This window comes from Citrobacter sp. Cf118, from assembly GCF_030334095.1.
Lineage (GTDB): Bacteria > Pseudomonadota > Gammaproteobacteria > Enterobacterales > Enterobacteriaceae > Citrobacter > Citrobacter freundii.
Map to the genome: position 1 here is coordinate 29505 of NZ_JAOWES010000058.1, position 21887 is coordinate 51391.

Annotated in this window: 19 protein-coding genes; 12 read left to right on the plus strand and 7 right to left on the minus strand. The window is 52.0% G+C overall.

Annotation, left to right across the window (positions count from 1 at the left end; genetic code table 11):
• Window positions 1–3 precede the first annotated feature (3 nt).
• Window positions 4–789 (plus strand): nucleotidyltransferase domain-containing protein, encoded by a 786-nt coding sequence (locus OGX67_RS04390; RefSeq protein WP_257651904.1) that lies wholly within the window; start codon window positions 4–6, stop codon window positions 787–789.
• A gap of 42 nt (window positions 790–831) precedes the next feature.
• On the opposite strand, the gene lysC is transcribed toward OGX67_RS04390, so the two are convergent.
• Complete coding sequence (gene lysC, locus OGX67_RS04395; RefSeq protein ID WP_003031667.1) at window positions 832–2181, minus strand: lysine-sensitive aspartokinase 3; 1350 nt, start codon at window positions 2179–2181, stop codon at window positions 832–834.
• A gap of 314 nt (window positions 2182–2495) precedes the next feature.
• On the opposite strand from lysC, the gene pgi reads away from it, so the two are divergent.
• From pgi to OGX67_RS04420, 5 genes are all read left to right on the plus strand, one after another.
• On the plus strand, window positions 2496–4145 hold the full coding sequence (gene pgi / locus OGX67_RS04400) for a glucose-6-phosphate isomerase (RefSeq protein ID WP_003031668.1): 1650 nt from the start codon (window positions 2496–2498) through the stop codon (window positions 4143–4145).
• A 418-nt stretch (window positions 4146–4563) separates the two neighbouring features.
• Window positions 4564–4806: an exopolysaccharide production protein YjbE gene (yjbE, locus tag OGX67_RS04405; protein ID WP_003826562.1), complete on the plus strand. Its 243-nt coding sequence runs from the start codon at window positions 4564–4566 to the stop codon at window positions 4804–4806.
• A gap of 119 nt (window positions 4807–4925) precedes the next feature.
• The gene (locus OGX67_RS04410) at window positions 4926–5564 is read left to right on the plus strand and encodes a YjbF family lipoprotein (protein ID WP_257651903.1); all 639 of its coding nucleotides are present in this window, start codon (window positions 4926–4928) and stop codon (window positions 5562–5564) included.
• The gene (locus OGX67_RS04415; RefSeq protein ID WP_257651902.1) at window positions 5561–6298 is read left to right on the plus strand and encodes a capsule biosynthesis GfcC family protein; all 738 of its coding nucleotides are present in this window, start codon (window positions 5561–5563) and stop codon (window positions 6296–6298) included. The genes OGX67_RS04410 and OGX67_RS04415 overlap by 4 nt, the downstream gene beginning before the upstream one ends.
• Complete coding sequence (locus tag OGX67_RS04420) at window positions 6298–8394, plus strand: YjbH domain-containing protein (RefSeq protein WP_286526009.1); 2097 nt, start codon at window positions 6298–6300, stop codon at window positions 8392–8394. Before OGX67_RS04415 ends, OGX67_RS04420 begins: the two co-directional genes overlap by 1 nt.
• Window positions 8395–8491: 97 nt before the next feature.
• Here the strand turns inward: OGX67_RS04420 and OGX67_RS04425 are convergent, their stop codons facing one another.
• On the minus strand, window positions 8492–8944 hold the full coding sequence (locus OGX67_RS04425; protein WP_032938205.1) for an acyltransferase: 453 nt from the start codon (window positions 8942–8944) through the stop codon (window positions 8492–8494).
• Window positions 8945–9082: 138 nt separating this feature from the next.
• On the opposite strand from OGX67_RS04425, the gene psiE reads away from it, so the two are divergent.
• Window positions 9083–9493 carry a phosphate-starvation-inducible protein PsiE gene (gene psiE, locus OGX67_RS04430; RefSeq protein ID WP_003031674.1) on the plus strand — a complete coding sequence of 137 codons (411 nt, stop codon included), beginning with the start codon at window positions 9083–9085 and terminating at the stop codon, window positions 9491–9493.
• Between the two features lie 75 nt (window positions 9494–9568).
• Here the strand turns inward: psiE and nhaC are convergent, their stop codons facing one another.
• The 5 genes from nhaC to malE all read right to left on the minus strand — a co-directional run bounded on the left by nhaC (window position 9569) and on the right by malE (window position 16320).
• The gene (gene nhaC, locus OGX67_RS04435) at window positions 9569–11020 is read right to left on the minus strand and encodes a Na+/H+ antiporter NhaC (RefSeq protein WP_032938203.1); all 1452 of its coding nucleotides are present in this window, start codon (window positions 11018–11020) and stop codon (window positions 9569–9571) included.
• Complete coding sequence (locus OGX67_RS04440) at window positions 11013–12191, minus strand: MalY/PatB family protein (protein WP_128298873.1); 1179 nt, start codon at window positions 12189–12191, stop codon at window positions 11013–11015. Before OGX67_RS04440 ends, nhaC begins: the two co-directional genes overlap by 8 nt.
• 302 nt (window positions 12192–12493) lie before the next feature.
• Window positions 12494–13384, minus strand: coding sequence for a maltose ABC transporter permease MalG (gene malG, locus OGX67_RS04445; RefSeq protein ID WP_003031677.1), 891 nt, complete (start codon window positions 13382–13384; stop codon window positions 12494–12496).
• A gap of 14 nt (window positions 13385–13398) precedes the next feature.
• On the minus strand, window positions 13399–14943 hold the full coding sequence (gene malF / locus OGX67_RS04450; protein ID WP_200012565.1) for a maltose ABC transporter permease MalF: 1545 nt from the start codon (window positions 14941–14943) through the stop codon (window positions 13399–13401).
• Between the two features lie 186 nt (window positions 14944–15129).
• Window positions 15130–16320, minus strand: a complete 1191-nt coding sequence (malE, locus tag OGX67_RS04455) for a maltose/maltodextrin ABC transporter substrate-binding protein MalE (protein WP_003031680.1) — start codon at window positions 16318–16320, stop codon at window positions 15130–15132.
• Window positions 16321–16680: 360 nt separating this feature from the next.
• On the opposite strand from malE, the gene malK reads away from it, so the two are divergent.
• The 5 genes from malK to ubiA all read left to right on the plus strand — a co-directional run bounded on the left by malK (window position 16681) and on the right by ubiA (window position 21849).
• Window positions 16681–17790, plus strand: coding sequence for a maltose/maltodextrin ABC transporter ATP-binding protein MalK (gene malK / locus OGX67_RS04460; RefSeq protein ID WP_003031682.1), 1110 nt, complete (start codon window positions 16681–16683; stop codon window positions 17788–17790).
• Window positions 17791–17868: 78 nt separating this feature from the next.
• On the plus strand, window positions 17869–19224 hold the full coding sequence (locus OGX67_RS04465; RefSeq protein ID WP_003031683.1) for a maltoporin: 1356 nt from the start codon (window positions 17869–17871) through the stop codon (window positions 19222–19224).
• Between the two features lie 113 nt (window positions 19225–19337).
• Complete coding sequence (gene malM, locus OGX67_RS04470; RefSeq protein WP_048220023.1) at window positions 19338–20285, plus strand: maltose operon protein MalM; 948 nt, start codon at window positions 19338–19340, stop codon at window positions 20283–20285.
• A 180-nt stretch (window positions 20286–20465) separates the two neighbouring features.
• Window positions 20466–20963: a chorismate lyase gene (ubiC, locus tag OGX67_RS04475; RefSeq protein ID WP_204584256.1), complete on the plus strand. Its 498-nt coding sequence runs from the start codon at window positions 20466–20468 to the stop codon at window positions 20961–20963.
• A gap of 13 nt (window positions 20964–20976) precedes the next feature.
• Complete coding sequence (gene ubiA / locus OGX67_RS04480) at window positions 20977–21849, plus strand: 4-hydroxybenzoate octaprenyltransferase (protein WP_257651900.1); 873 nt, start codon at window positions 20977–20979, stop codon at window positions 21847–21849.
• Window positions 21850–21887: the final 38 nt, after the last annotated feature.

Sequence of the window (21887 nt, forward strand, 5' to 3'; positions counted from 1 at the left end):
ATAATGAGCGACAACACAGTGGACGGCGCAATGCGTGAAAGGGTATTGCGCCAGCTAAAAGAGGTTGAGCAGCGCTATGGCGTCAGGGTGCTGTATGCCTGTGAATCCGGCAGCCGTGGCTGGGGATTTGCCTCGCCGGACAGCGACTACGACGTGCGATTTCTCTATGTTCATCCCCCTGAATGGTATCTGCGGGTCGAAGCGCCACGCGATGTTATCGAGCTGCCGATAGATGATGAGCTGGACGTGTGCGGCTGGGAATGGCGCAAGGCGCTGGGGTTACTCAAAGGCGCAAACCCGACGCTTATCGAGTGGCTGGATTCGCCGGTGGTCTACCAGCAGGATGAAGTGACCGTTTCGGCGCTGAAAGCGTTGGTGCCCAAATGGTTTTCTCCGCTACGTGCCCGCTGGCACTACTACTCGATGGCGCGGAAAAACTTCCGCGGTTATTTGCAGGGTGACGACGTGCGATTGAAGAAGTACTTCTACGTTCTGCGACCCCTGTTGGCGGTGCGTTGGGTGGAAGCGGGCAAGGGCGTACCGCCGATGCGTTTTGCCGACCTGCTGGCGGGAAGTGAACTGGATGCGCCATTGCGTCATGAAATTGATGAGCTGTTGGAGCGCAAGCAGTGTGCGGGTGAAGCGGAATACGGCCCGCGCCGTCCACTGTTGCATGCGTTTATCCGCGCCGAGCTGGAAAGAGGAGAGATTCCACCGGCGTTACCGGATTGCCGGGAAGGCGATGTCAGGGAGCTGGACAGATTGTTATATGAAACGGTGATGCGCTGAAAATGCCCGATGGCCTAAGAACCATCGGGCGTTGACGTCTACTTATTCGAACAAATTATGGTGCAGCTTCTGTACCACCTGCTCCGCTTCAGTACCGGGTACCAGGAAGCACAGGTTATGGCTGGACGCGCCGTAGCAAATCATTCGAATGTTGAACGGCTCCAGTACGCCGAACACCTCTTTACCCACGCCACAGGCTTTGGACAGGTCATTGCCAATCAACGCCACCAGCGCCAGGCCTTCTTCCACTTCAACCCGACACAGGGCAGACAGTTCCATCAGCAGAGACTGTGTTAACAGTGTATCGCCGGTGGACGTTGAACCAGTGGTATCCAGCGTCAGCGCCACGCTGACTTCGGATGTGGTAATTAAATCGACCGAGATATTGTGGCGTGCCAGGATGCCGAACACTTCCGCCAAAAAGCCGCGAGAGTGCAGCATATTCAGGCTATGCAGTGTCAGCAGCGTCTGCTTACGGCGTAATGCCAGCGCCCGGAACAGCGGTGGATTCGCGGTTTTATTACATACCAGCGTACCGCCTGCTTTTGGATCCTTACTGGAGCCCACAAATACCGGAATATCGCTACGTACGGCTGGCAACAGGGTTGCCGGGTGCAAAACTTTCGCGCCAAAGGTCGCCATTTCCGCGGCCTCTTCAAAGGCGATTTCATCAATACGCTGTGCAGCCGGAACTACGCGTGGATCGGTAGTGTAGATGCCGGGAACGTCGGTCCAGATATCAACGCGCGTTGCGTGTAGGGCTTCTGCCAGTAAGGCGGCGGTATAATCGCTGCCGCCACGTCCCAGCGTGGTGGTGCGGCCCTTGCCTTCACTGCCGATAAAGCCCTGAGTAATCACCAGACCTTCGCTCAGACGCGGGGCCAACTGGAGCGTTGCCAGTTCAGCCAGCGCCGTGACGTCGGGTTCTGCACGACCAAAACGATCGTTAGTGCGCATCACTTTACGCACGTCAAACCACTGCGCTTGCACGTTGCGTTCACGCAGGATCTCGACGAACAGCAGGGTAGACATCAGTTCACCGTGGCTGACCAGTTCGTCGGTCAGCGCGGTTGAGGTCGCCAGTGACGCCGCTTCTGCCAGTGTGGTGATGTTTTCCAGCAGACGTTCGATCTCTTCACGGATCACGTTTGGATAACGCAGGCGTTCCAGAATATTGAACTGAATTTGACGAATGGCATCGAGTTTTTCGAAGCGCGCGGTTGGCTCCAGCCCTTCAGCCAGTGCGACCAGCAGGTTGGTGATTCCCGCAGAAGCGGAAAGTACCACCACACGGACGTTAGCATCAGAAAGCACTACATCAGCGCTGCGATTCATGGCATCAAAATCCGCCACGCTGGTACCACCAAACTTGGAGACAACTACATCAGTCATAACTACCTCGTGTCAGGGAATGAATAGAGCGACCATGGCACATAAGGCAGAACGAAAACCGGTGCAGGCGCAAATGCAAATACCGTATTTATAAATAAAATGTGTAGCTTGCACTGTCAACGCTGGGATTATGCGGATTTTTCATGCTGCAACTGCGTTGAGTAACGGTACTAATAACAACGCTGATAACCGCTATACTTTTTAGCCACGTTTGGCGGATGCCCTGGCAATGGCATTAAAACAATCACACTTTTCTGTGACTGGCGTTACAATCGATCTCAGTCACAATTCTCAAAATCAGAAGAGTATTGCTAATGAAAAACATCAATCCAACGCAGACCTCAGCCTGGCAGGCACTACAAAAACACTTTGAAGAAATGAAAGACGTTACTATCGCGGATCTTTTCGCGAAAGATAGCGATCGTTTCACTAAGTTTTCCGCGACGTTTGACGATCTGATGCTGGTGGATTTCTCCAAAAACCGCATCACTGAAGAGACGCTGGCTAAACTGCAGGATCTGGCGAAAGAAACCGATTTGGCGGGTGCCATCAAGTCCATGTTCTCCGGTGAGAAAATCAACCGTACTGAAGACCGTGCCGTGCTGCACGTGGCGCTGCGTAACCGTAGCAATACGCCGATCATCGTTGACGGCAAAGATGTGATGCCGGAAGTGAATGCGGTACTGGAGAAGATGAAATCTTTCTCTGAAGCGATCATCTCCGGAAGCTGGAAAGGCTATACCGGCAAAGCCATCACTGATGTAGTAAACATCGGTATCGGCGGTTCTGACCTTGGCCCGTTCATGGTGACCGAAGCGCTGCGTCCGTATAAAAATCACCTGAACATGCACTTTGTGTCGAACGTCGATGGTACGCACATTGCCGAAGTGCTGAAGAAAGTGAATCCGGAAACCACGCTGTTCCTGGTCGCTTCCAAAACCTTCACCACCCAGGAAACCATGACCAACGCCCACAGCGCGCGCGACTGGTTCCTGGCGACCGCTGGCGACAACAAGCACGTAGCCAAACACTTCGCAGCGCTTTCCACTAACGGTAAAGCGGTTGGCGAGTTTGGTATTGATACAGCCAATATGTTCGAGTTCTGGGACTGGGTTGGCGGTCGTTACTCCCTGTGGTCTGCAATCGGTCTGTCCATCATCCTGTCCGTAGGCTTCGACAACTTTGTTGAGCTGCTCTCCGGCGCGCATGCGATGGACAAACACTTCTCCACCACCCCGGCTGAGAAAAACCTGCCGGTGCTGCTGGCGCTGATCGGTATCTGGTACAACAACTTCTTCGGTGCCGAAACCGAAGCGATTCTGCCGTATGACCAGTATATGCACCGTTTCGCGGCCTACTTCCAGCAGGGCAACATGGAATCCAACGGTAAATACGTTGACCGTAACGGCAATGCGGTGGATTACCAGACTGGCCCAATCATCTGGGGTGAGCCGGGTACTAACGGCCAGCATGCGTTCTACCAGCTGATCCACCAGGGTACCAAAATGGTGCCGTGCGATTTCATCGCGCCGGCAATCACCCACAACCCGCTGTCGGATCACCATCCGAAACTGCTGTCTAACTTCTTCGCGCAAACCGAAGCGCTGGCTTTTGGTAAATCTCGTGAAGTGGTTGAGCAGGAATATCGCGACCAGGGTAAAGATCCGGCTACGCTTGAGCACGTTGTGCCGTTCAAAGTGTTCGAAGGTAACCGTCCAACGAACTCCATTCTGCTGCGCGAAATCACGCCGTTCAGCCTGGGTGCGCTGATTGCGCTGTACGAACACAAAATCTTCACTCAGGGCGCGATCCTGAACATCTTCACCTTTGACCAGTGGGGCGTTGAGCTGGGCAAACAGCTGGCGAACCGCATTCTGCCAGAGCTGAACGATGATAAAACTGTTTCTTCCCATGATGTTTCTACTAATGGGTTGATTAACCGTTACAAAGCCTGGCGCGCCTGATGGCGCTGCGCTTATCCGGCCTACAGGCACATATCCTGTAGGCCGGATAAGGCGTTTCGCCGCCATCCGGCATTAATGAAATAAAAAAGCCGATATTAATATCGGCTTTTTATAAGATTACTCCAGGATATCTACGTTTTTACTTCACCCTTTAATTGAGCTTAATCCTAAAATAATTTATTCAACGTTATCCTGTTTCTGATATTTTCAGATTTACCGGATATTGTATTTTTATTATTATATTTTAACTCTTTGAATTAAGTTGTTTTTATTATTTGTTGTTAATCATATTTTCTCTCGTTATCTAATTGTCCTAAATTCCCTCTCGACCTAATTTGCATACTTCGCTTGTGTATACTCGATCTCGCCCGAAATTCTTTTGGGTAAATCTCCATTCATACAATGAAGGGAATTTGTGATGAAAAAAGTTCTGTATGGCCTTTGGGCTATATCTGCGCTTGCGGCGACCTCTGTCTATGCCGCCCCCGTTCAGGTGGGTGAGGCTGCAGGGTCGGCTGCTGCGTCGGTTTCGGCAGGAAGTTCCTCCGCAACCAGCGTGAGCACCGTAAGTTCTGCGGTGGGGGTTGCCCTGGCGGCGACCGGCGGCGGCGATGGTTCTAATACCGGAACCACAACTACCACAACCACCAGTACCCAGTAATAAAGGTACGTTTAATTCTAACCACACTTCGGTGTGGTTATTTTGGAATTGCCAAAAGTCTGTGGGATTTGTAGGCCGGGTAAGCGTCGCGCCACCCGGCAATAATGCGGAGAAACGTCGTGAAGCGACCAGCGATCATAATGGTTTGCCTGCTACTGCAGGCGTGCTCAGCCACTACCGAAGGGCTGGGTCATTCGCTGTGGGATAGCGTGTTTGGTACTCCCGGCGTACAGATGACGGACGATGAAATTCAAAACATGCCTTACGCCAGCCAGTACATGCAGCTCAACGGCGGTCCCCAACTGTTTGTGGTACTCGCGTTTGCAGAAAACGGACAGCAGAAGTGGGTGACTCAGGATCGGGCTATTCTCGTCACGCAGCATGGGCGCATTGTGAAAACACACCTTGGCGGGGACAACCTAATCGAGGTGAATAATCTGGCGACAGACCTGCTCATCAAGCCAAATCAGATAGTCGACGGCGCAACTTGGACCCGCACGATGGGCTGGACTGAACATCAGCAGGTAAGCTATGCCACCGCGCGCTCGGTTTTCACATGGGATGGCGCCGACACCATCAAAGTCGGCAGCGATAACACGCCGGTACGGATCCTTGATGAAGAGGTCACCACCGATCAAACGCGCTGGCATAACCGCTACTGGATCGACAGTGAAGGGCAGATTCGCCAGTCGGAACAGTATCTTGGCGCAGGTTTCTTCCCGGTGAAAACCACGCTGATTAAGGCGGCAAAACCATGATGAAACAAATGATTACTGCGCTGACATTCAGCCTGTGCGCGGCATCTGTTTTTGCTGCGGGCAGCGTAAAAGTGATTACGACAGGTAGCACAGAAGCAAAAACGCTGACCGGGGCTGAACATCTGCTCGACCTGGTTGGAGAGCCGCGGTTAAGCAATAGCTGGTGGCCAGGCGCGGTTATCAGCGAAGAGCGGGCAACAACTGAGGCACAACGTCAGCAGCAGGCATTACTGGCTCGTCTGGCGACGTTGAGCGCTGAAGCAAGCGGTGATGCTGCTGGCGCTATCAACGCATTACGCCAGCAAATTCAGGCGCTGAAGGTGACCGGTAGACAGACGATTAATCTCGACCCGGATGTAGTGCGTACCAGTGAGCTAGGTAACCCGCCGTTGCAGGGCAATTACACACTGTGGGTCGGACCGCAGCCCACGGATATCACGCTGTTTGGTTTGCTAAGCCACACAGGTAAACAGCCGTTTATACCCGGACGTAATGTTGCCAGCTATCTCGATGGGCAGCATCGGCTCAGCGGCGCGGATCGTAGCTACGCCTGGGTTGTCTATCCCAACGGACGCACACAAAAAGTACCGGTCGCCTACTGGAACAAACGTCACATTGAGCCGATGCCCGGCAGCATCATTTTTGTCGGGCTGTCGGACTCTGTCTGGAGCAGCACCCCGGATGAAATCAATGCCGACATTCTTCGCACCCTGACCCAGCGGATACCCGAATAATGAGAAAAACTTATCTGCTCAGCCTGTTGGCGCTGGGTATCAGTGCGGCCTGTCACGGTGAAGCGTATCCTGCGCCGATTGGTCCTTCCCAGTCCGATTTTGGCGGCGTGGGGCTGCTGCAAACCCCAACCGCACGCATGGCGCGTGAGGGCGAAATGAGTCTTAACTACCGCGATAACGATCAGTACCGCTATTACTCTGCGTCGGTGCAGCTCTTCCCGTGGCTGGAAACCACGCTGCGCTATACCGATGTGCGTACCAAACAATACAGTAGCGTGGAGTCGTTTTCTGGCGATCAGACTTACAAGGATAAGGCTTTTGATCTCAAACTACGTCTGTGGGAAGAGAGCTACTGGATGCCGCAGGTGGCAGTTGGCGCGCGAGATATTGGCGGAACGGGCCTGTTCGATGCGGAGTATATTGTGGCGAACAAAGCCTGGGGACCGTTTGATTTCTCACTCGGTCTTGGCTGGGGATACCTCGGGACCAGCGGCAACGTCAGCAATCCGTTTTGCTCATACAGCGATAAATTCTGTCATCGCGATAACAGTTACAAGCAGGCGGGTTCCATTGACGGCAGCCAGATGTTCCACGGCCCGGCGTCGCTGTTTGGTGGCGTGGAATATCAGACACCCTGGCAGCCGCTGCGTCTGAAACTGGAGTATGAGGGTAATAATTACCAGCAGGATTTTGCGGGCAAGCAGGATCAGAAGAGCAAGTTTAACGTCGGCGCTATTTATCGCGTCACCGATTGGGCCGACGTTAACCTCAGCTATGAGCGCGGCAACACCTTTATGTTTGGGGTCACGCTGCGGACTAACTTTAACGATCTGCGACCACACTATAACGACAACGCCCGCCCGAAATATCAGCCGCAGCCGCAGGATGCGATCCTGCAACATTCGGTAGTGGCGAATCAGCTAACGCTGCTGAAATACAATGCCGGGCTGGCGGATCCTAAAATCCAGGTGCAGGGCGATACGCTGTATGTAACAGGCGAACAGGTGAAATACCGTGATTCGCGCGAGGGGATCGAGCGTGCCAACCGGATCGTGATGAACGATCTTCCTGACGGGATCCGCACGATCCGTATTACGGAAAATCGCCTTAACTTGCCGCAGGTGACGACCGAAACAGAGGTTTCCAGCCTCAAGCGCCATCTGGAAGGCGAGCCCTTGGGCCATGAGACTCAACTGGCGCAAAAACGCGTGGAGCCCGTGGTGCCGAAAACGACCGAGCAGGGCTGGTATATCGATAAGTCGCGCTTCGATTTCCATATCGATCCGGTGCTAAACCAGTCGGTGGGTGGCCCGGAAAATTTCTATATGTATCAGTTGGGCGTGATGGGTACGGCGGATTGGTGGGTGACCGATCATCTGCTGACCACCGGGAGTTTGTTCGCCAACCTCGCCAATAACTATGACAAGTTTAACTACACCAACCCGCCGCAGGATTCGCATTTGCCGCGTGTGCGTACCCATGTACGTGACTACGTGCAAAACGATGTTTACGTGAATAACCTGCAGGCCAACTACTTCCAGTCACTCGGCAACGGCTTTTACGGACAGGTTTACGGCGGCTATCTGGAGACCATGTACGGCGGGGCGGGGGCAGAAGTGCTGTATCGCCCGCTGGACAGCAACTGGGCGTTTGGTGTTGATGCCAACTACGTGAAACAGCGTGACTGGCGTAGCGCGCAGGACATGATGAAATTCACCGACTACAGCGTGAAGACCGGGCATTTGACCGCGTACTGGAATCCTTCTTTCGCCCAGGATGTGCTGGTGAAAGCCAGCGTGGGTCAGTATCTGGCCGGGGATAAGGGCGGAACGTTGGAGATCGCCAAACGCTTCGACAGCGGTGTCGTGGTGGGTGGTTATGCGACTATCACTAACGCCTCGCCGGATGAGTATGGCGAGGGTGATTTTACTAAAGGGGTGTACGTTTCCGTGCCGCTGGATCTGTTCTCGTCTGGTCCGACCCGCAGCCGTGCGGCGATTGGCTGGACGCCGTTAACACGTGATGGCGGTCAGCAGCTTGGGCGTAAGTTTGGTCTGTACGATATGACCAGCGATCGCAGCGTGAATTTTCGGTAATCGAGCCGTTTGCCAGCCGGATGGCGCTACGCTTATCCGGCCTACAAAGTGCCTGTATTGCAGGCCGGATAAGGTGTTTACGCCGTCATCAGGGAAGTTACAGGCGACGCAATAATTTTGCCGGGTTTCCCGCGTACACGCCTTTCTCGGTGATTGATTTGGTCACTACGCTTCCTGCGCCGATGACCGCGCCATCGCAGACAGTGACCGCCAGAATGGTCGCTCCACTGCCGATCGAAACATCGTCGCCAATCGTAATGCGTCCCCAGCTGTTGCGGTCGGCGTTGGGTTTTCCTTCGCGGAACATATCGTTGGCGAACATCACGCCATGCCCGATAAAACAGCGGGAACCGATGGTGACATATTCGCAGATGAAGGTGTGCGACTGAATTTTGCTGTCTGCGCCAATCTGCGTGCTGCCCTGGATTTCAACAAATGGTCCGACAAAAACGTTGTCTCCCAATGTGCAATCGTAGAGATTGGCGGGTTCATAAATCACCACGTTCTCACCGCAGGTAACGTTGCGGACAGCGGATTGTCTTAGCTGCATAATTCATCCTGTGAAATGTATCGTGGCATTCATCATTCTCCGTTGACCTTTCTTGCACAAAATATAAACAAAAAATGTAGATCTCTGTCACATTTTTGCGTTATACAGGAACCTCGCCACTGAGTAAGAGGTGCTGCTATGACGTCGCTATCTCGTCCGCGCGTGGAGTTTATCTCCACTATTTTACAGACCGTGTTGAATCTGGGACTGCTGAGTCTGGGCCTGATCCTGGTTGTATTCCTCGGGAAAGAAACGCTGCATCTGGCGGACGTGCTGTTCGCCCCGGAACAAACCAGCAAGTATGAACTGGTGGAAGGGCTGGTGGTTTACTTCCTCTACTTTGAATTTATCGCGTTGATTGTGAAGTACTTTCAGTCAGGGTTTCACTTTCCGTTGCGCTACTTTGTCTATATCGGGATCACCGCGATTGTGCGGTTGATCATTGTCGATCATAAAGCGCCGATGGATGTGCTGATCTATTCTGCAGCGATCCTGCTGCTGGTGATCACCCTGTGGCTGTGTAATTCCAAACGGCTGAAGCGAGAGTAAAAGACAACACGCCGCAATCGGGCTGCGGCGTGTAGACGTAGTTAATTATTGGCAAATATCTTAATCAGGCTGGTACTACTTGCTTTCATTTGCTGCTTCCATCATGAGCTGTTGCTGCTTTTCTTTGGATAAGCGAGCAATGCCAAAACCAGTGAACCCCCATAACGTCGCAAAGAAAATGCCACTCCAGCAGAGAATAGCCCACGGAAGATAGCTTAATGTTGCAACACCAAGCGTACCTGCCATGTAGGCTCCCGCCGCAGTCCAGGGCAGAATCGGCTCGAATATGGTGGCAGAGTCTTCTACTGTCCTTGCCAGATTTTTTGGGTGTAACCCGCGCTCAATATAAGCGCTTCGTAGCATTTCAATCGGAATCAGGATTGAGATCTGACCATTACAGGTCACGCTAATCATTGTTAAACCACAGGCAATAGTCGCAAGAATCATGGTACCTGTGGAATGAACTAATTTAAGTAGGTTGTGGACAATGACTTCTAAAGCACCGCTCAGAGCCAATGTTCCCGCAAATGAAAGGGCGCAGAAACAAATCAGCAGCGTACTCATCATCGAGTTCATGCCACCACGGTTAAGCAAATTACCCAATAGGGGATTAACATCTTTATCGGCAAGCATTGAAACGTTAAATCCGTCTACGGCGCTTTTTACAATATCGTGCAGAGTGAAACCCTGAATGACGCTGGCGTTGATCATGGCAACCAGTGCCGAAACTAACATAATTGGAATGGTTGGTTTCTTGGTAATCGAGCCGTACAGGACAATAGCAATGGGTAACAGTAACAACAAATTAAAATGGTAAATACCCTTTAATCCCTCTGTAATTAACTGAACTTTATCGGGAACGGTCGAGCCGCCGAGATCGCCATTCATACCATAGAGAGTCATGACAACAGCAGAAAGGATCAAGGAAGGAAGGGTTGTGTAAAGTAAATGAGCGATATGTTCATAGAGATCTATCTGGGCGGCCATCGCTGCCAGGTTAGTGTCACCAGAAAGGGGAGACAGTTTGTCCCCGAAGTAAGCTCCCGCCACAATAGCGCCAGCAGTTGCTGCCAGATTAGCCTCCATTCCGATGGCCACGCCCATAAACGCTACACCGACTGTGCCCGCTGAGCCCCAGGATGTTCCTGTGCACACAGAGACGACTGCAGTGACAAGCAGGGCTGTCACATAGATCATTGAAGGGTTTATCAGATTAAGGCCGTAATAAATCATCAGCGGAATAGTACCGCCTATCATCCATGTCCCAATCAGTAGGCCCACGCTGATCAAAATTAAGAGAGCGGGCATCGTTTTGGCGATTTTCTGCGAAATTGATTCAAGGATTGCGTTGTAGCCGTACCCCAAACGCTTAACCAATAGTGCCGCAATGACGGTCGAAAGGACCATTAATGGCTCAGGTGGTAGATCGAAAGCCGCATAACCGACCCCCAGCAATAAGACCATCGCCAGTATCGGTAACATTGATTCCACCAGAGTTGGTGTTCTTGGAGTATTGTTATTATTCATGGAGGGAAACTCCTTTAGTGTAGGGTATGCTCTGATAAATCCGTTCAAATGCTTCTTTAAGAATGGTTCTCGGCGTGGCAATGTTCACACGGAAAAAACCAAGTCCTTCATCGCCAAAATCTGATCCCCAACTCATCTCAACACCTGCGAGCGAAACAAACCAATGGCGTAGCTGCTCTTCGCTGATGTTCATCGCTCGGTAGTCAATCCACAACATGTAAGTTCCGCCACCAGAGGCTAAAACCCAGTCTGGAAAATGAGTCTGGCAAAAGGATTGAACCCAACTCCTGTTTTCGGCTAAATAATCTTTTAATGCTGCTAACCAAGAATCACCATGGCGGTAAGCACAGAGAAATGCAGGAACAGAGAAATAACCAGGATTATGGATACCTGCTGCAATAAGAGCTGATTTAAACTTTTCTCGATACTTATCATTAGCAATAACAATATTGGCGATTTCAAGTCCGGCCATATTGAATGTTTTTGCCGGAGATGTACAAATAAACGAGTTTTGTGCAACGTATGAACTTATCGAAGAAATTGTTTGATGTTGTTTTTTGATGAAATTGAAGTCTGCATGAACATCATCAGAAATAATAAAAACGTTGTATTTCTCTGCTAATGAAGCTATTTTTCTTAGATTATCTTCTGACCAGATTGTTCCTGTTGGATTATGCGGCGATATTAGAATGAAACAACAAGCCGTTTTAAACTTATCTTCGAGATCCGCAAAGTCTATTTCATAGGAGCGGTCACGATAAAGCAACGCACTTTCCAGCAATACTCTATGGTTGACTTCAACTGCATGGCTAATAGGATGATAGGCTGGTGCCAGGCTGACAATAGCATCTCCCGGTTGGGTAAAATTCTGGATATATAATGAAACGGCTTGTACCACTCGTGGGCAAAAAACAATGTGTTCAGGGTTGACCTTCCACGAGTAATGGCGTTGATACCACTGTGCTGTCACTTGCTGCCAGTCATCACTTAATAATGTATAACCGTAGATACCTTTCTGATTTGCGACTGATAATTCAGAAACCATAAAATCAGCTACCGGGATATCCATATCAGCTACAGATAGAGGGATGATTTCACGCCCCTTGTTATTATATTTAGCGCTATAGGTTCCGTCGCGTGAAATAACTTTATCAAAATTATAAACTTTCATATTTGTTACTCGCCCGATTTCATCTTTAGAGTAATGTAATATTTCGAGGGTGGAAGTGTTATTCTGTATTTTGTTTTCGTCATTATGAAAATTTGCATATGTGATGCTTATCACAAAGATGTTAACTATCTGTCAATAAAAATAATCCGGCGAATGTAAACGTTTTACATCGCTTAACAGCCTGTAATTTACATAAAAAAAGGGCGCTCCGTAGAGCGCCGAATAACAGTCACAGGTTGGGATAACATAAGTTGAGGGTTGCAGTGGCATTGCCCGTTGCCGGGCAGTTACTTCGGTAAAACTTAACCTTTCACACCACCTGCCGTCAGTCCGTTGACCAGCCAGCGCTGCGCCAGCAAGAACACCAGAGTGATCGGAATGGCTGAAAGTACAGCTGCGGCGGCAAAGTCGCCCCACAAATAGTTCTGTGGATTGAGGTACTGCTGCATACCTACCGCGAGGGTATAGCTGTTCACATCACGCAGCAGCAGTGACGCGACCGGTACTTCGGTAATAGCGGCAATGAAAGACAGAATAAACACGACCGCCAGAATCGGAACGGAAAGTGGTAGCAGCACCAGGCGGAATGCCTGCCACGGCGTTGCGCCATCCAGCGCGGCCGCTTCTTCCAGCGAACCGTCGATGGTTTCGAAATAACCCTTAATCGTCCATACATGCAGCGCAATACCGCCAAGATAGGCGAAGATCACGCCGCCGTGCGTGTTCAGGCCGATAAACGGAATATACTGGCCCAGGCGGTCAAACAAAGCATACAACGCGACCAGAGACAGCACCGCCGGGAACATCTGGAAAATCAGCATCCCTTTCAGCAGGGTTGCTTTGCCCGGGAAACGCATACGGGCAAAGGCGTAAGCACAGGTGGTGGAAAGCGTCACGATACCGATCGCGGTAATGCTGGCCACTTTCACAGAGTTCCACAGCCACAGCAGTACCGGGAACGGCGGCGGCGTCACACGGCCATCCGCGTGTTCAACGCTAAAGCCCAGTGCCAGTTTCCAGTGTTCCCAGGAGATGTTTTCCGGGATCAAACTGCCGGTGGCAAAGTTGCCTTCGCGCAGCGAGATAGCGATAACCATCAGCAACGGGAACATGATCGCCGCGATGAAAATCAGCAGCAGCAGGTGCGTTGTTAAGAGACGCAGTTTCTGAGATTTGGGTTGTACCATAGCCATGTTCGTTGTCTCCCTTAATCAAACTTCATACGTGTGGCTTTCAGGTTCACAATCGCCAGCGCTCCGACCAGCAGGAAGATCAGCGTGGCAATCGCCGCCGCCAGACCGAAGTCCTGACCACCGCCGCCTTCAAAGGCAATACGGTAGGTGTAGCTCACGAGCAGGTCGGTATAACCGGCTGGCGTGGTGGTGCCGAGTCGGTCCGGGCCACCGTTGGTCAACAGCTGAATCAGCACGAAGTTGTTAAAGTTAAAGGCGAAGCTGGCGATCATCAGCGGTGTCAGCGGCTTAATCAGCAGCGGTAGCGTTATCTTAAAGAAGTTCTGGAACGGACCTGCACCATCCATCGCCGAGGCTTCATACAGATCGTCAGGAATCGCTTTCAGCAGACCCATGCACAGGATCATCATGTATGGATAACCGAGCCAGGTGTTGACGATAATAATCATCGAGCGTGCGGTGGTTGGGTCGCTGAACCAGGCCGGTTTGATACCAAACAGTGCGCTCAGCATCATGTTGATTTCACCAAAGCTCTGGTTGAATAAGCCCTTGAAAATCAGAATCGAGATAAACGACGGTACGGCATACGGAAGAATCAGCAGGACACGGTAAATCGCTTTGCCTTTGAGAGACTCCCACTGTACGAGACAGGCCAGCACCATCCCCACAGCAACGGTGAGGATCACAGTCAGAACGGAGAAGACCACCGTCCAGACAAAGATGGCGAAGAACGGTTTCTGGATGCCTTCGTCGGTAAACACGCGAGTGAAGTTATCCCAGCCGATGGCAACGGTATAGCCTGGACTGAGTCTTTCGCTACCCCAGCTACCGTCAGCGTTAATCGCTTGATAATAACCAATATCGTTATTGGCGCGGTATTTTACGCCGCTCTGGCTGTTGGTGAGCGTACCGTCATCAGCGAGCGTATAAAGTGGCTGCGTGCCGGAAAACTGGCGCAGTGAACTCATAATCACTTTGCTTTCATCCGGCAGGATGGCGGTCAATTGGGTTAATGCCTGGCGATTTTGCGTGATGATGCGCAGCGTTGCACGCTCGCCCGCTGGCAGCGCTTCGGCTTCTTTCAACTGCAGTTTCTGTTCGCCGCCAAATTTAAAGGCGTCGGAGAGATAATTCTTGCCGGTTTCACCGTCGGTGAGAGCCAGTTGCCACTCATCACCCGCCGGATACAGGCCAAAGTTGTAGGTTTTCCCAGCCTGATACGAACGATCCATCAGGACTTCCTGAGCACGTTCAAAGGTCAGCTGGTTGGTACTGCTGTAGTTGGTAAAGGCAATGGCGATCGTACAAATCAGCGGAAACAGGACAAACAGCCCCATACCGGCAACGCCCGGGTAAACATAGCGCCAGGCATAGGCTTTACGGTTAGCGAAAATATACAGGCCAGCAGAGCTTAAAATCAGCGTCATGATGGCAAACAGGTACTCCCCCTGAGCGTACATCAAAACAACAAGGTAACCGACCAGCAGCCCAAGCAGACCCATCACTGACCATTTCAGCGTGTCGCTTTGCCACCAGTGTTTCTTTTTAATGACATCCATGGGGATCTTCCTCTTTACGCTTTATCCTTCGCACTACCTCTTTGTTGGCTGCGGAAGCTCACCCCAGTCACTTACTTATGTAAGCTCCTGGGGATTTGCCTCCTTGCCGCCTCGATGTAGCGCGAATGATTTCGCGTAACAACGTATTCAATAAACCTGATTCCCTAAGAGATAAGGGAAACCGTATTACTTGGTGATACGACCTTGTGCATCTTTCAGCGCGGCATCGACGGTCTGACGGCCGCTGGCTGCGTTGATCACTGCGGTACGAACGGCATACCAGAATGCGGACATCTGTGGGATGTTCGGCATGATTTCGCCTTTCTGGGCGTTATCCATGGTGGCGGCGATGCGCGGGTCTTTTGCTAACTGATCCTGGAAGGATTTCAGCGCAACGGCGCCCAGCGGCTTGTCCTTGTTCACTTCATCCAGACCCTGATCGGTCAGCAGGTAGTTTTCGAGGAACTCTTTCGCCAGTTCTTTGTTCGGGCTGGCGGCATTGATACCGGCGCTCAGAACGCCAACAAATGGTTTAGACGCTTTACCTTTGAAGGTTGGCAGCAGCGTGACGCCGTAGTTGATTTTGCTCTTGTCGATATTGGACCACGCCCACGGACCGTTGATGGTCATCGCGGTATCGCCCTTGTTAAAGGCCGCTTCGGCGATGGAGTAATCCGTATCCGCGTTCATATGTTTGTTCTTGATCAGGTCAACCAGGAAGGTCAGGCCCGCTTTCGCGCCGGCGTTATCCACGCCCACGTCTTTCACATCGTACTTGCCGTTTTCAAACTTGAATGCGTAACCGCCGTCGGCGGCAATCAGCGGCCAGGTGAAGTACGGCTCTTGCAGGTTGAACATCAGCGCGGATTTACCTTTCGCCTTCAGCTCTTTATCCAGTGCAGGAATTTCTTCCCAGGTTTTCGGTGGGTTTGGCACGAGGTCTTTGTTGTAAATCAGCGACAGCGCTTCAACCGCGATCGGGTAGGCAATCAGTTTGCCGTTATAGCGTACGGCATCCCAGGTGAACGGATAGAGTTTGTCCTGGAACGCTTTGTCAGGCGTGATTTCAGCCAGCAGGCCAGACTGAGCGTAACCGCCAAAACGGTCATGAGCCCAGAAGATGATGTCCGGGCCGTCGCCGGTCGCGGCAACCTGCGGGAATTTCTCTTCCAGTTTGTCCGGGTGCTCAATAGTGACTTTGATCCCGGTGTCTTTCTCGAATTTTTTGCCCACTTCAGCGAGGCCGTTATAGCCTTTGTCGCCGTTAATCCAGATAACCAGCTTACCTTCTTCAATCTTGGCGAGAGCCGAGGCGGAAAACATCATCGTCGTCAATGCAGACAATGCGAGGATGCGTGCGCCAGTTTTGATTTTCATAGTTCCCATCCTGTTTGGTGATTTTGCAGAGGTGGCTTAACGGTTACTAGTTTCTTTATACGACAACCTCTTTCCATCCTCCTTACCCCTACGCCCCACCCGCTCTTTATGTGATCTGTGTTACATAAATGTGAGTATTGCGTACTGGCGCACATAAAAACCCACCGATTTTTGCAGGCTGCATCACGAAATTCCTCTGAGGCGGGTAGCCCGGGTCTCAGACGCTGCTCTCTCATCCTCCCGCCTCCTCCCCCATAAAAAAGCCGGGGGGTGGAGGATTCACGCAGTCAAGTGATCGCGCATAGTCAGCCCATCATGAATGTTGCTGTCGATGACAGGTTGTAACGAAGGGAGAAGGGCATGGCGAGCGTACAGCTGCGAAATGTAACGAAAGCCTGGGGTGACGTGGTGGTATCGAAAGATATCAATCTCGACATTCACGAAGGGGAATTCGTGGTGTTTGTCGGACCGTCAGGCTGCGGTAAGTCGACCTTGCTGCGTATGATCGCCGGGCTTGAAACCATCACCAGTGGTGACTTGTTTATCGGGGAGACCCGGATGAACGACATTCCGCCCGCCGAACGCGGTGTGGGTATGGTCTTTCAGTCCTACGCGTTATACCCCCATTTATCTGTCGCGGAAAACATGTCATTCGGCCTCAAACTGGCCGGGGCGAAAAAAGAAGTGATGAACCAGCGTGTGAACCAGGTTGCGGAAGTTCTGCAACTGGCACACCTGCTGGAGCGTAAACCAAAAGCGCTTTCCGGCGGACAACGTCAGCGTGTGGCGATTGGCCGTACGCTGGTCGCCGAACCGCGTGTATTTCTGCTGGACGAACCGCTGTCAAACCTCGACGCCGCGCTGCGCGTGCAGATGCGTATTGAAATCTCCCGCCTGCATAAACGTCTTGGTCGCACGATGATTTACGTCACCCACGATCAGGTCGAAGCGATGACCCTGGCTGACAAAATTGTGGTGCTGGATGCCGGTCGCGTAGCGCAGGTCGGTAAACCGCTGGAGCTATACCACTACCCGGCTGACCGCTTTGTTGCCGGGTTTATTGGCTCGCCGAAGATGAACTTCCTGCCGGTGAAAGTCACCGGGACGGCCATCGATCAGGTGCAGGTTGAACTGCCTAACCGCCAGCAAATATGGCTCCCGGTAGACAGCCATGCGGTGCAGGTTGGCGCCAACATGTCTTTAGGTATCCGCCCGGAACATCTGCTGCCCAGCGATATCGCCGATGTCACCCTCGAAGGTGAAGTGCAGGTGGTCGAGCAGCTTGGTCACGAAACACAAATTCATATCCAGATCCCCGCCATCCGTCAAAACCTGGTTTACCGCCAGAACGACGTGGTGTTGGTAGAAGAGGGTGCCACATTCGCTATCGGCCTGCCGCCAGAGCGTTGCCATCTGTTCCGTGAGGATGGCAGTGCATGTCGTCGGTTGCATCAAGAGCCGGGTGTTTAAGGTATCCCATTAAAAAAAAGCGCAAAACCGTCAAGGTGAAGCGTTTAAAGAAAAGCAATGATCTCAGGAGATAGAACGATGATTACTCTGCGCAAACTCCCTCTGGCGGTTGCTGTGGCGGCAGGCATTATGTCTGTTCAGGCAATGGCTGTGGATTTCCATGGCTATGCACGTTCCGGTATTGGCTGGACGGGTAGCGGCGGTGAACAACAGTGTTTCCAGGCAACCGGCGCCCAAAGTAAATACCGTCTTGGTAACGAATGTGAAACCTATGCGGAAATTAAACTAGGTCAGGAAGTGTGGAAAGAGGGCGATAAGAGCTTCTACTTCGACACTAACGTTGCCTATTCCGTCGCACAGCAGAATGACTGGGAAGGGACTGACCCGGCCTTCCGTGAAGCCAACGTGCAGGGTAAAAACCTGATTGAATGGCTGCCAGGCTCCACTATCTGGGCAGGTAAGCGCTTCTATCAGCGTCATGACGTTCACATGATCGACTTCTACTACTGGGATATTTCAGGTCCTGGTGCTGGTATTGAAAACATCGATCTGGGCTTCGGTAAACTGTCTCTGGCCGCGAGCCGTTCACAGGAAGCGGGTGGTTCATATGCTTTCAGCAGCCAGAATATCTATGATCGTACCAAAGACACCGCCAACGACGTATTTGACGTTCGTTTAGCACAGTTGGCAACTAACCCGGATGGGATGTTGGAACTGGGCGTTGACTATGGCCGTGCGAATACCACCGATGATTACCACCTGGCAGACGGCGCATCTAAAGATGGTTGGATGTTCACCGCTGAACATACCCAGAGCATGCTGAAGGGCTACAACAAGTTTGTTGTTCAGTACGCGACAGATTCTATGACCACTCAGGGTAAAGGTCTGAACCAAGGGTCTTACGGTTCATCCTCCTTCACCGTTACTAACCCAGACGGTAGTAAAACGAATTACGCCAATAACGTTATTAATAACAACGGTAGCCTGTTCCGCGTACTTGACCACGGTGCAATCTCCCTGGGCGACAAATGGGATCTGATGTACGTCGGTATGTACCAGAACCTCGATATGGATAACGACCTGGGGACCGAATGGTACACCGTCGGTATCCGTCCGATGTACAAATGGACACCGATCATGAGCACCCTGCTGGAAGTCGGTTACGACAACGTCAAATCTCAGCAGACTGGCGATCGCAACAGCCAGTACAAAATCACCCTGGCGCAACAGTGGCAGGCTGGCGACAGCATCTGGTCCCGCCCGGCAATTCGTGTCTTTGCAACCTATGCCAAATGGGATGAAGAGTGGGGCTACGTTAAAAATGGTAACGACGTAACCAAATACGCCGCTGCAACGAACTCTGGTATCAGCACAACCAGCCGTGGCGACAGCGATGAGTGGTCCTTCGGTGCCCAGATGGAAATCTGGTGGTAATTCAGCACTAACCTGACGTAAAGACCGAAAGAGGGGCGCCAGCCCCTCTTGATTACGGTTTAGCGCGCTATTGCCTGGCCACCGCTGAACCCATGCTATCTGAGGTGATAACAATGAAAATGAAGAAAAGTCTCGTTGCCCTTTGTTTATCTGCAGGGTTATTTGCCAGCGCGCCTGGCATCAGCCTGGCCGATGTAAATATTGTTCCGCAGAACACCACCGCGGCTCCAACTATTCCCACTGCTGCGCTACAACAGCTAACCTGGACGCCGGTTGATCAATCTAAAACCCAGTCAACACAACTCGCGGCAGCGGGTCAGCGTCTGGATGTTGCTGGTATTACTGGCCCAGTCGCTGCGTACAGCGTACCCGCGAATATTGGTGAGTTAACCCTGACGCTGACCAGTGAAGTCAACAAACAAACCAGTGTATTTGCACCAAACGTTTTAATTCTTGATCAGAACATGACGCCATCTGCGTTCTTCCCCAGCAGCTATTTCACCTACCAGGAACCCGGCGTGATGAGTGCCGATCGTCTGGAAGGCGTAATGCGTTTGACGCCAGCGCTGGGCCAGCAAAAGCTCTATGTTCTGGTCTTTACCACAGACAAAGATCTCCAGCAGACCACGACCCTGCTTGACCCGGCAAAAGCCTATGCCAAGGGTGTAGGTAACGCTGTTCCGGATATCCCTGACCCGATCGCCCGTCATACCACCGACGGTCTGCTGAAGCTGAAAGTCAAAACCAGTTCCTCCTCCAGCGTGCTGGTAGGGCCGCTGTTTGGCTCATCCGGCCCAGGCCCTGTCACGGTGGGTAATACCGCAGCGCCTGCAGTTACTTATGCGGCTCCGGCGGCAGCCGTTGCTGCTCCAGCGCCACAACCGGTGAAGAAAAGTGAGCCGATGTTAAATGACACGGAAAGTTATTTTAACCAGGGCATTAAGGATGCCGTGGCGAAAGGCGATGTCGATAAAGCGCTGAAGCTGCTTGATGAAGCTGAACGTCTGGGATCCAAATCTGCCCGATCCACCTTTATCAGCAGTGTAAAAGGCAAGGGGTAAACGTCTCCCCGCAGTGCTGATTTTGCAACAACTGGTGCGTCTCCTGGCGCACCTTTTTTTATCCTTCGGTGCTAATTGTTACACTTATGTTGCTCTGACGATCACTTAATTGTGTTTGCTCACCCCGTAATGCATTTTCTGCGATACAATGCCTTCAGGTTATAAATCGGAGAGTAAGGCATGCCACACCCTGCGTTAACGCAACTGCGTGCGCTGCGTTATTTTGATGCGATCCCGGCGCTGGCCCCCCAACTGCTCGACTGGTTGTTACTGGAAGATTCCATGACCAAACGTTTTGAGCAGCAGGGGAAAAAGGTCACCGTAACGTTGATTCGCGAAGAATTCGTTGGGCAAAATGAGGTGGCTGAAGAACTGACGCTGCTGCCTAAAGAGTCTCGCTATTGGTTACGTGAAATCCTGTTATGTGCGGATGGTGAACCCTGGCTTGCCGGACGGACCGTGGTGCCTGAATCAACCTTGTGCGGCCCTGAACTGGCCTTACAGAACCTGGGGAAAACCCCGCTCGGACGCTACCTGTTTACGTCATCGACATTGACCCGAGATTTTATTGAGATTGGCCGCGATGCAGCGCTATGGGGGCGTCGTTCCCGCCTACGGCTGAGCGGTAAGCCGCTGATGCTTACCGAACTTTTTCTGCCTGCATCGCCGTTGTACTGAGAGGAAGATAAAGATGGAGTGGAGTCTGACGCAGAATAAGCTGCTGGCGTTTCACCGCTTGATGCGTACGGATAAGCCGATCGGCGCCTTACTGCTGCTCTGGCCAACGCTATGGGCATTGTGGGTGGCGACCCCAGGCATGCCGCAACTGTGGATCCTGGCGGTATTTGTCGCCGGCGTTTGGTTAATGCGCGCCGCTGGATGCGTGGTAAATGATTATGCCGACAGGAAGTTTGACGGACACGTTAAACGCACCGCGAATCGACCGCTGCCGAGCGGCGCTGTCACCGAAAAAGAAGCCCGAACGCTGTTCGTCGTATTGGTGTTGTTGGCCTTCCTGCTGGTTTTGACGCTCAACACGATGACCATTTTGTTGTCCGTTGCGGCGCTAGCGCTGGCGTGGGTCTATCCCTTCATGAAACGCTACACGCATCTGCCGCAGGTGGTGCTGGGCGCGGCGTTTGGCTGGTCTATACCGATGGCGTTTGCCGCCGTGAGCGAGTCTGTACCACTGAGCTGCTGGCTGATGTTCCTCGCCAACATTCTCTGGGCGGTGGCCTATGATACACAGTATGCGATGGTTGATCGGGATGATGACCTGAAGATTGGCATTAAATCGACCGCGATCCTGTTCGGCCAGAACGACAAACTCATTATTGGTATTCTGCAGGTCGGTGTACTGGTGCTGATGGCGCTGGTTGGGTGGCTGAACGAACTGGCGTTAGGCTATTACTGGTCTTTGCTGGTGGCGGGTGCGCTGTTTGTGTATCAGCAGAAGCTGATCGTTAATCGTGAACGTGATGCCTGTTTTAAAGCGTTTATGAACAATAATTATGTAGGCCTGGTGCTGTTCCTGGGACTGGCGATGAGCTATTGGCATCTTTGATTTTGGCTTAGCCTGCGAAATAAAAAACCGGTCATTTC

Excerpts from the sequence above, each read along its gene's own strand:
- psiE (WP_003031674.1), top strand. The coding sequence starts at position 9,083 with ATGACGTCGCTATCTCGTCCGCGCGTGGAGTTTATCTCCACTATTTTA.
- malK (WP_003031682.1), top strand. The coding sequence starts at position 16,681 with ATGGCGAGCGTACAGCTGCGAAATGTAACGAAAGCCTGGGGTGACGTG.
- yjbE (WP_003826562.1), top strand. The coding sequence starts at position 4,564 with ATGAAAAAAGTTCTGTATGGCCTTTGGGCTATATCTGCGCTTGCGGCG.
- ubiA (WP_257651900.1), top strand. The coding sequence starts at position 20,977 with ATGGAGTGGAGTCTGACGCAGAATAAGCTGCTGGCGTTTCACCGCTTG.
- malF (WP_200012565.1), bottom strand. The coding sequence starts at position 14,943 with ATGGATGTCATTAAAAAGAAACACTGGTGGCAAAGCGACACGCTGAAA.
- nhaC (WP_032938203.1), bottom strand. The coding sequence starts at position 11,020 with ATGAATAATAACAATACTCCAAGAACACCAACTCTGGTGGAATCAATG.
- OGX67_RS04465 (WP_003031683.1), top strand. The coding sequence starts at position 17,869 with ATGATTACTCTGCGCAAACTCCCTCTGGCGGTTGCTGTGGCGGCAGGC.
- ubiC (WP_204584256.1), top strand. The coding sequence starts at position 20,466 with ATGCCACACCCTGCGTTAACGCAACTGCGTGCGCTGCGTTATTTTGAT.
- malG (WP_003031677.1), bottom strand. The coding sequence starts at position 13,384 with ATGGCTATGGTACAACCCAAATCTCAGAAACTGCGTCTCTTAACAACG.
- OGX67_RS04420 (WP_286526009.1), top strand. The coding sequence starts at position 6,298 with ATGAGAAAAACTTATCTGCTCAGCCTGTTGGCGCTGGGTATCAGTGCG.
- OGX67_RS04425 (WP_032938205.1), bottom strand. The coding sequence starts at position 8,944 with ATGCAGCTAAGACAATCCGCTGTCCGCAACGTTACCTGCGGTGAGAAC.
- pgi (WP_003031668.1), top strand. The coding sequence starts at position 2,496 with ATGAAAAACATCAATCCAACGCAGACCTCAGCCTGGCAGGCACTACAA.
- lysC (WP_003031667.1), bottom strand. The coding sequence starts at position 2,181 with ATGACTGATGTAGTTGTCTCCAAGTTTGGTGGTACCAGCGTGGCGGAT.
- malE (WP_003031680.1), bottom strand. The coding sequence starts at position 16,320 with ATGAAAATCAAAACTGGCGCACGCATCCTCGCATTGTCTGCATTGACG.
- OGX67_RS04390 (WP_257651904.1), top strand. The coding sequence starts at position 4 with ATGAGCGACAACACAGTGGACGGCGCAATGCGTGAAAGGGTATTGCGC.
- OGX67_RS04440 (WP_128298873.1), bottom strand. The coding sequence starts at position 12,191 with ATGAAAGTTTATAATTTTGATAAAGTTATTTCACGCGACGGAACCTAT.
- malM (WP_048220023.1), top strand. The coding sequence starts at position 19,338 with ATGAAAATGAAGAAAAGTCTCGTTGCCCTTTGTTTATCTGCAGGGTTA.
- OGX67_RS04415 (WP_257651902.1), top strand. The coding sequence starts at position 5,561 with ATGATGAAACAAATGATTACTGCGCTGACATTCAGCCTGTGCGCGGCA.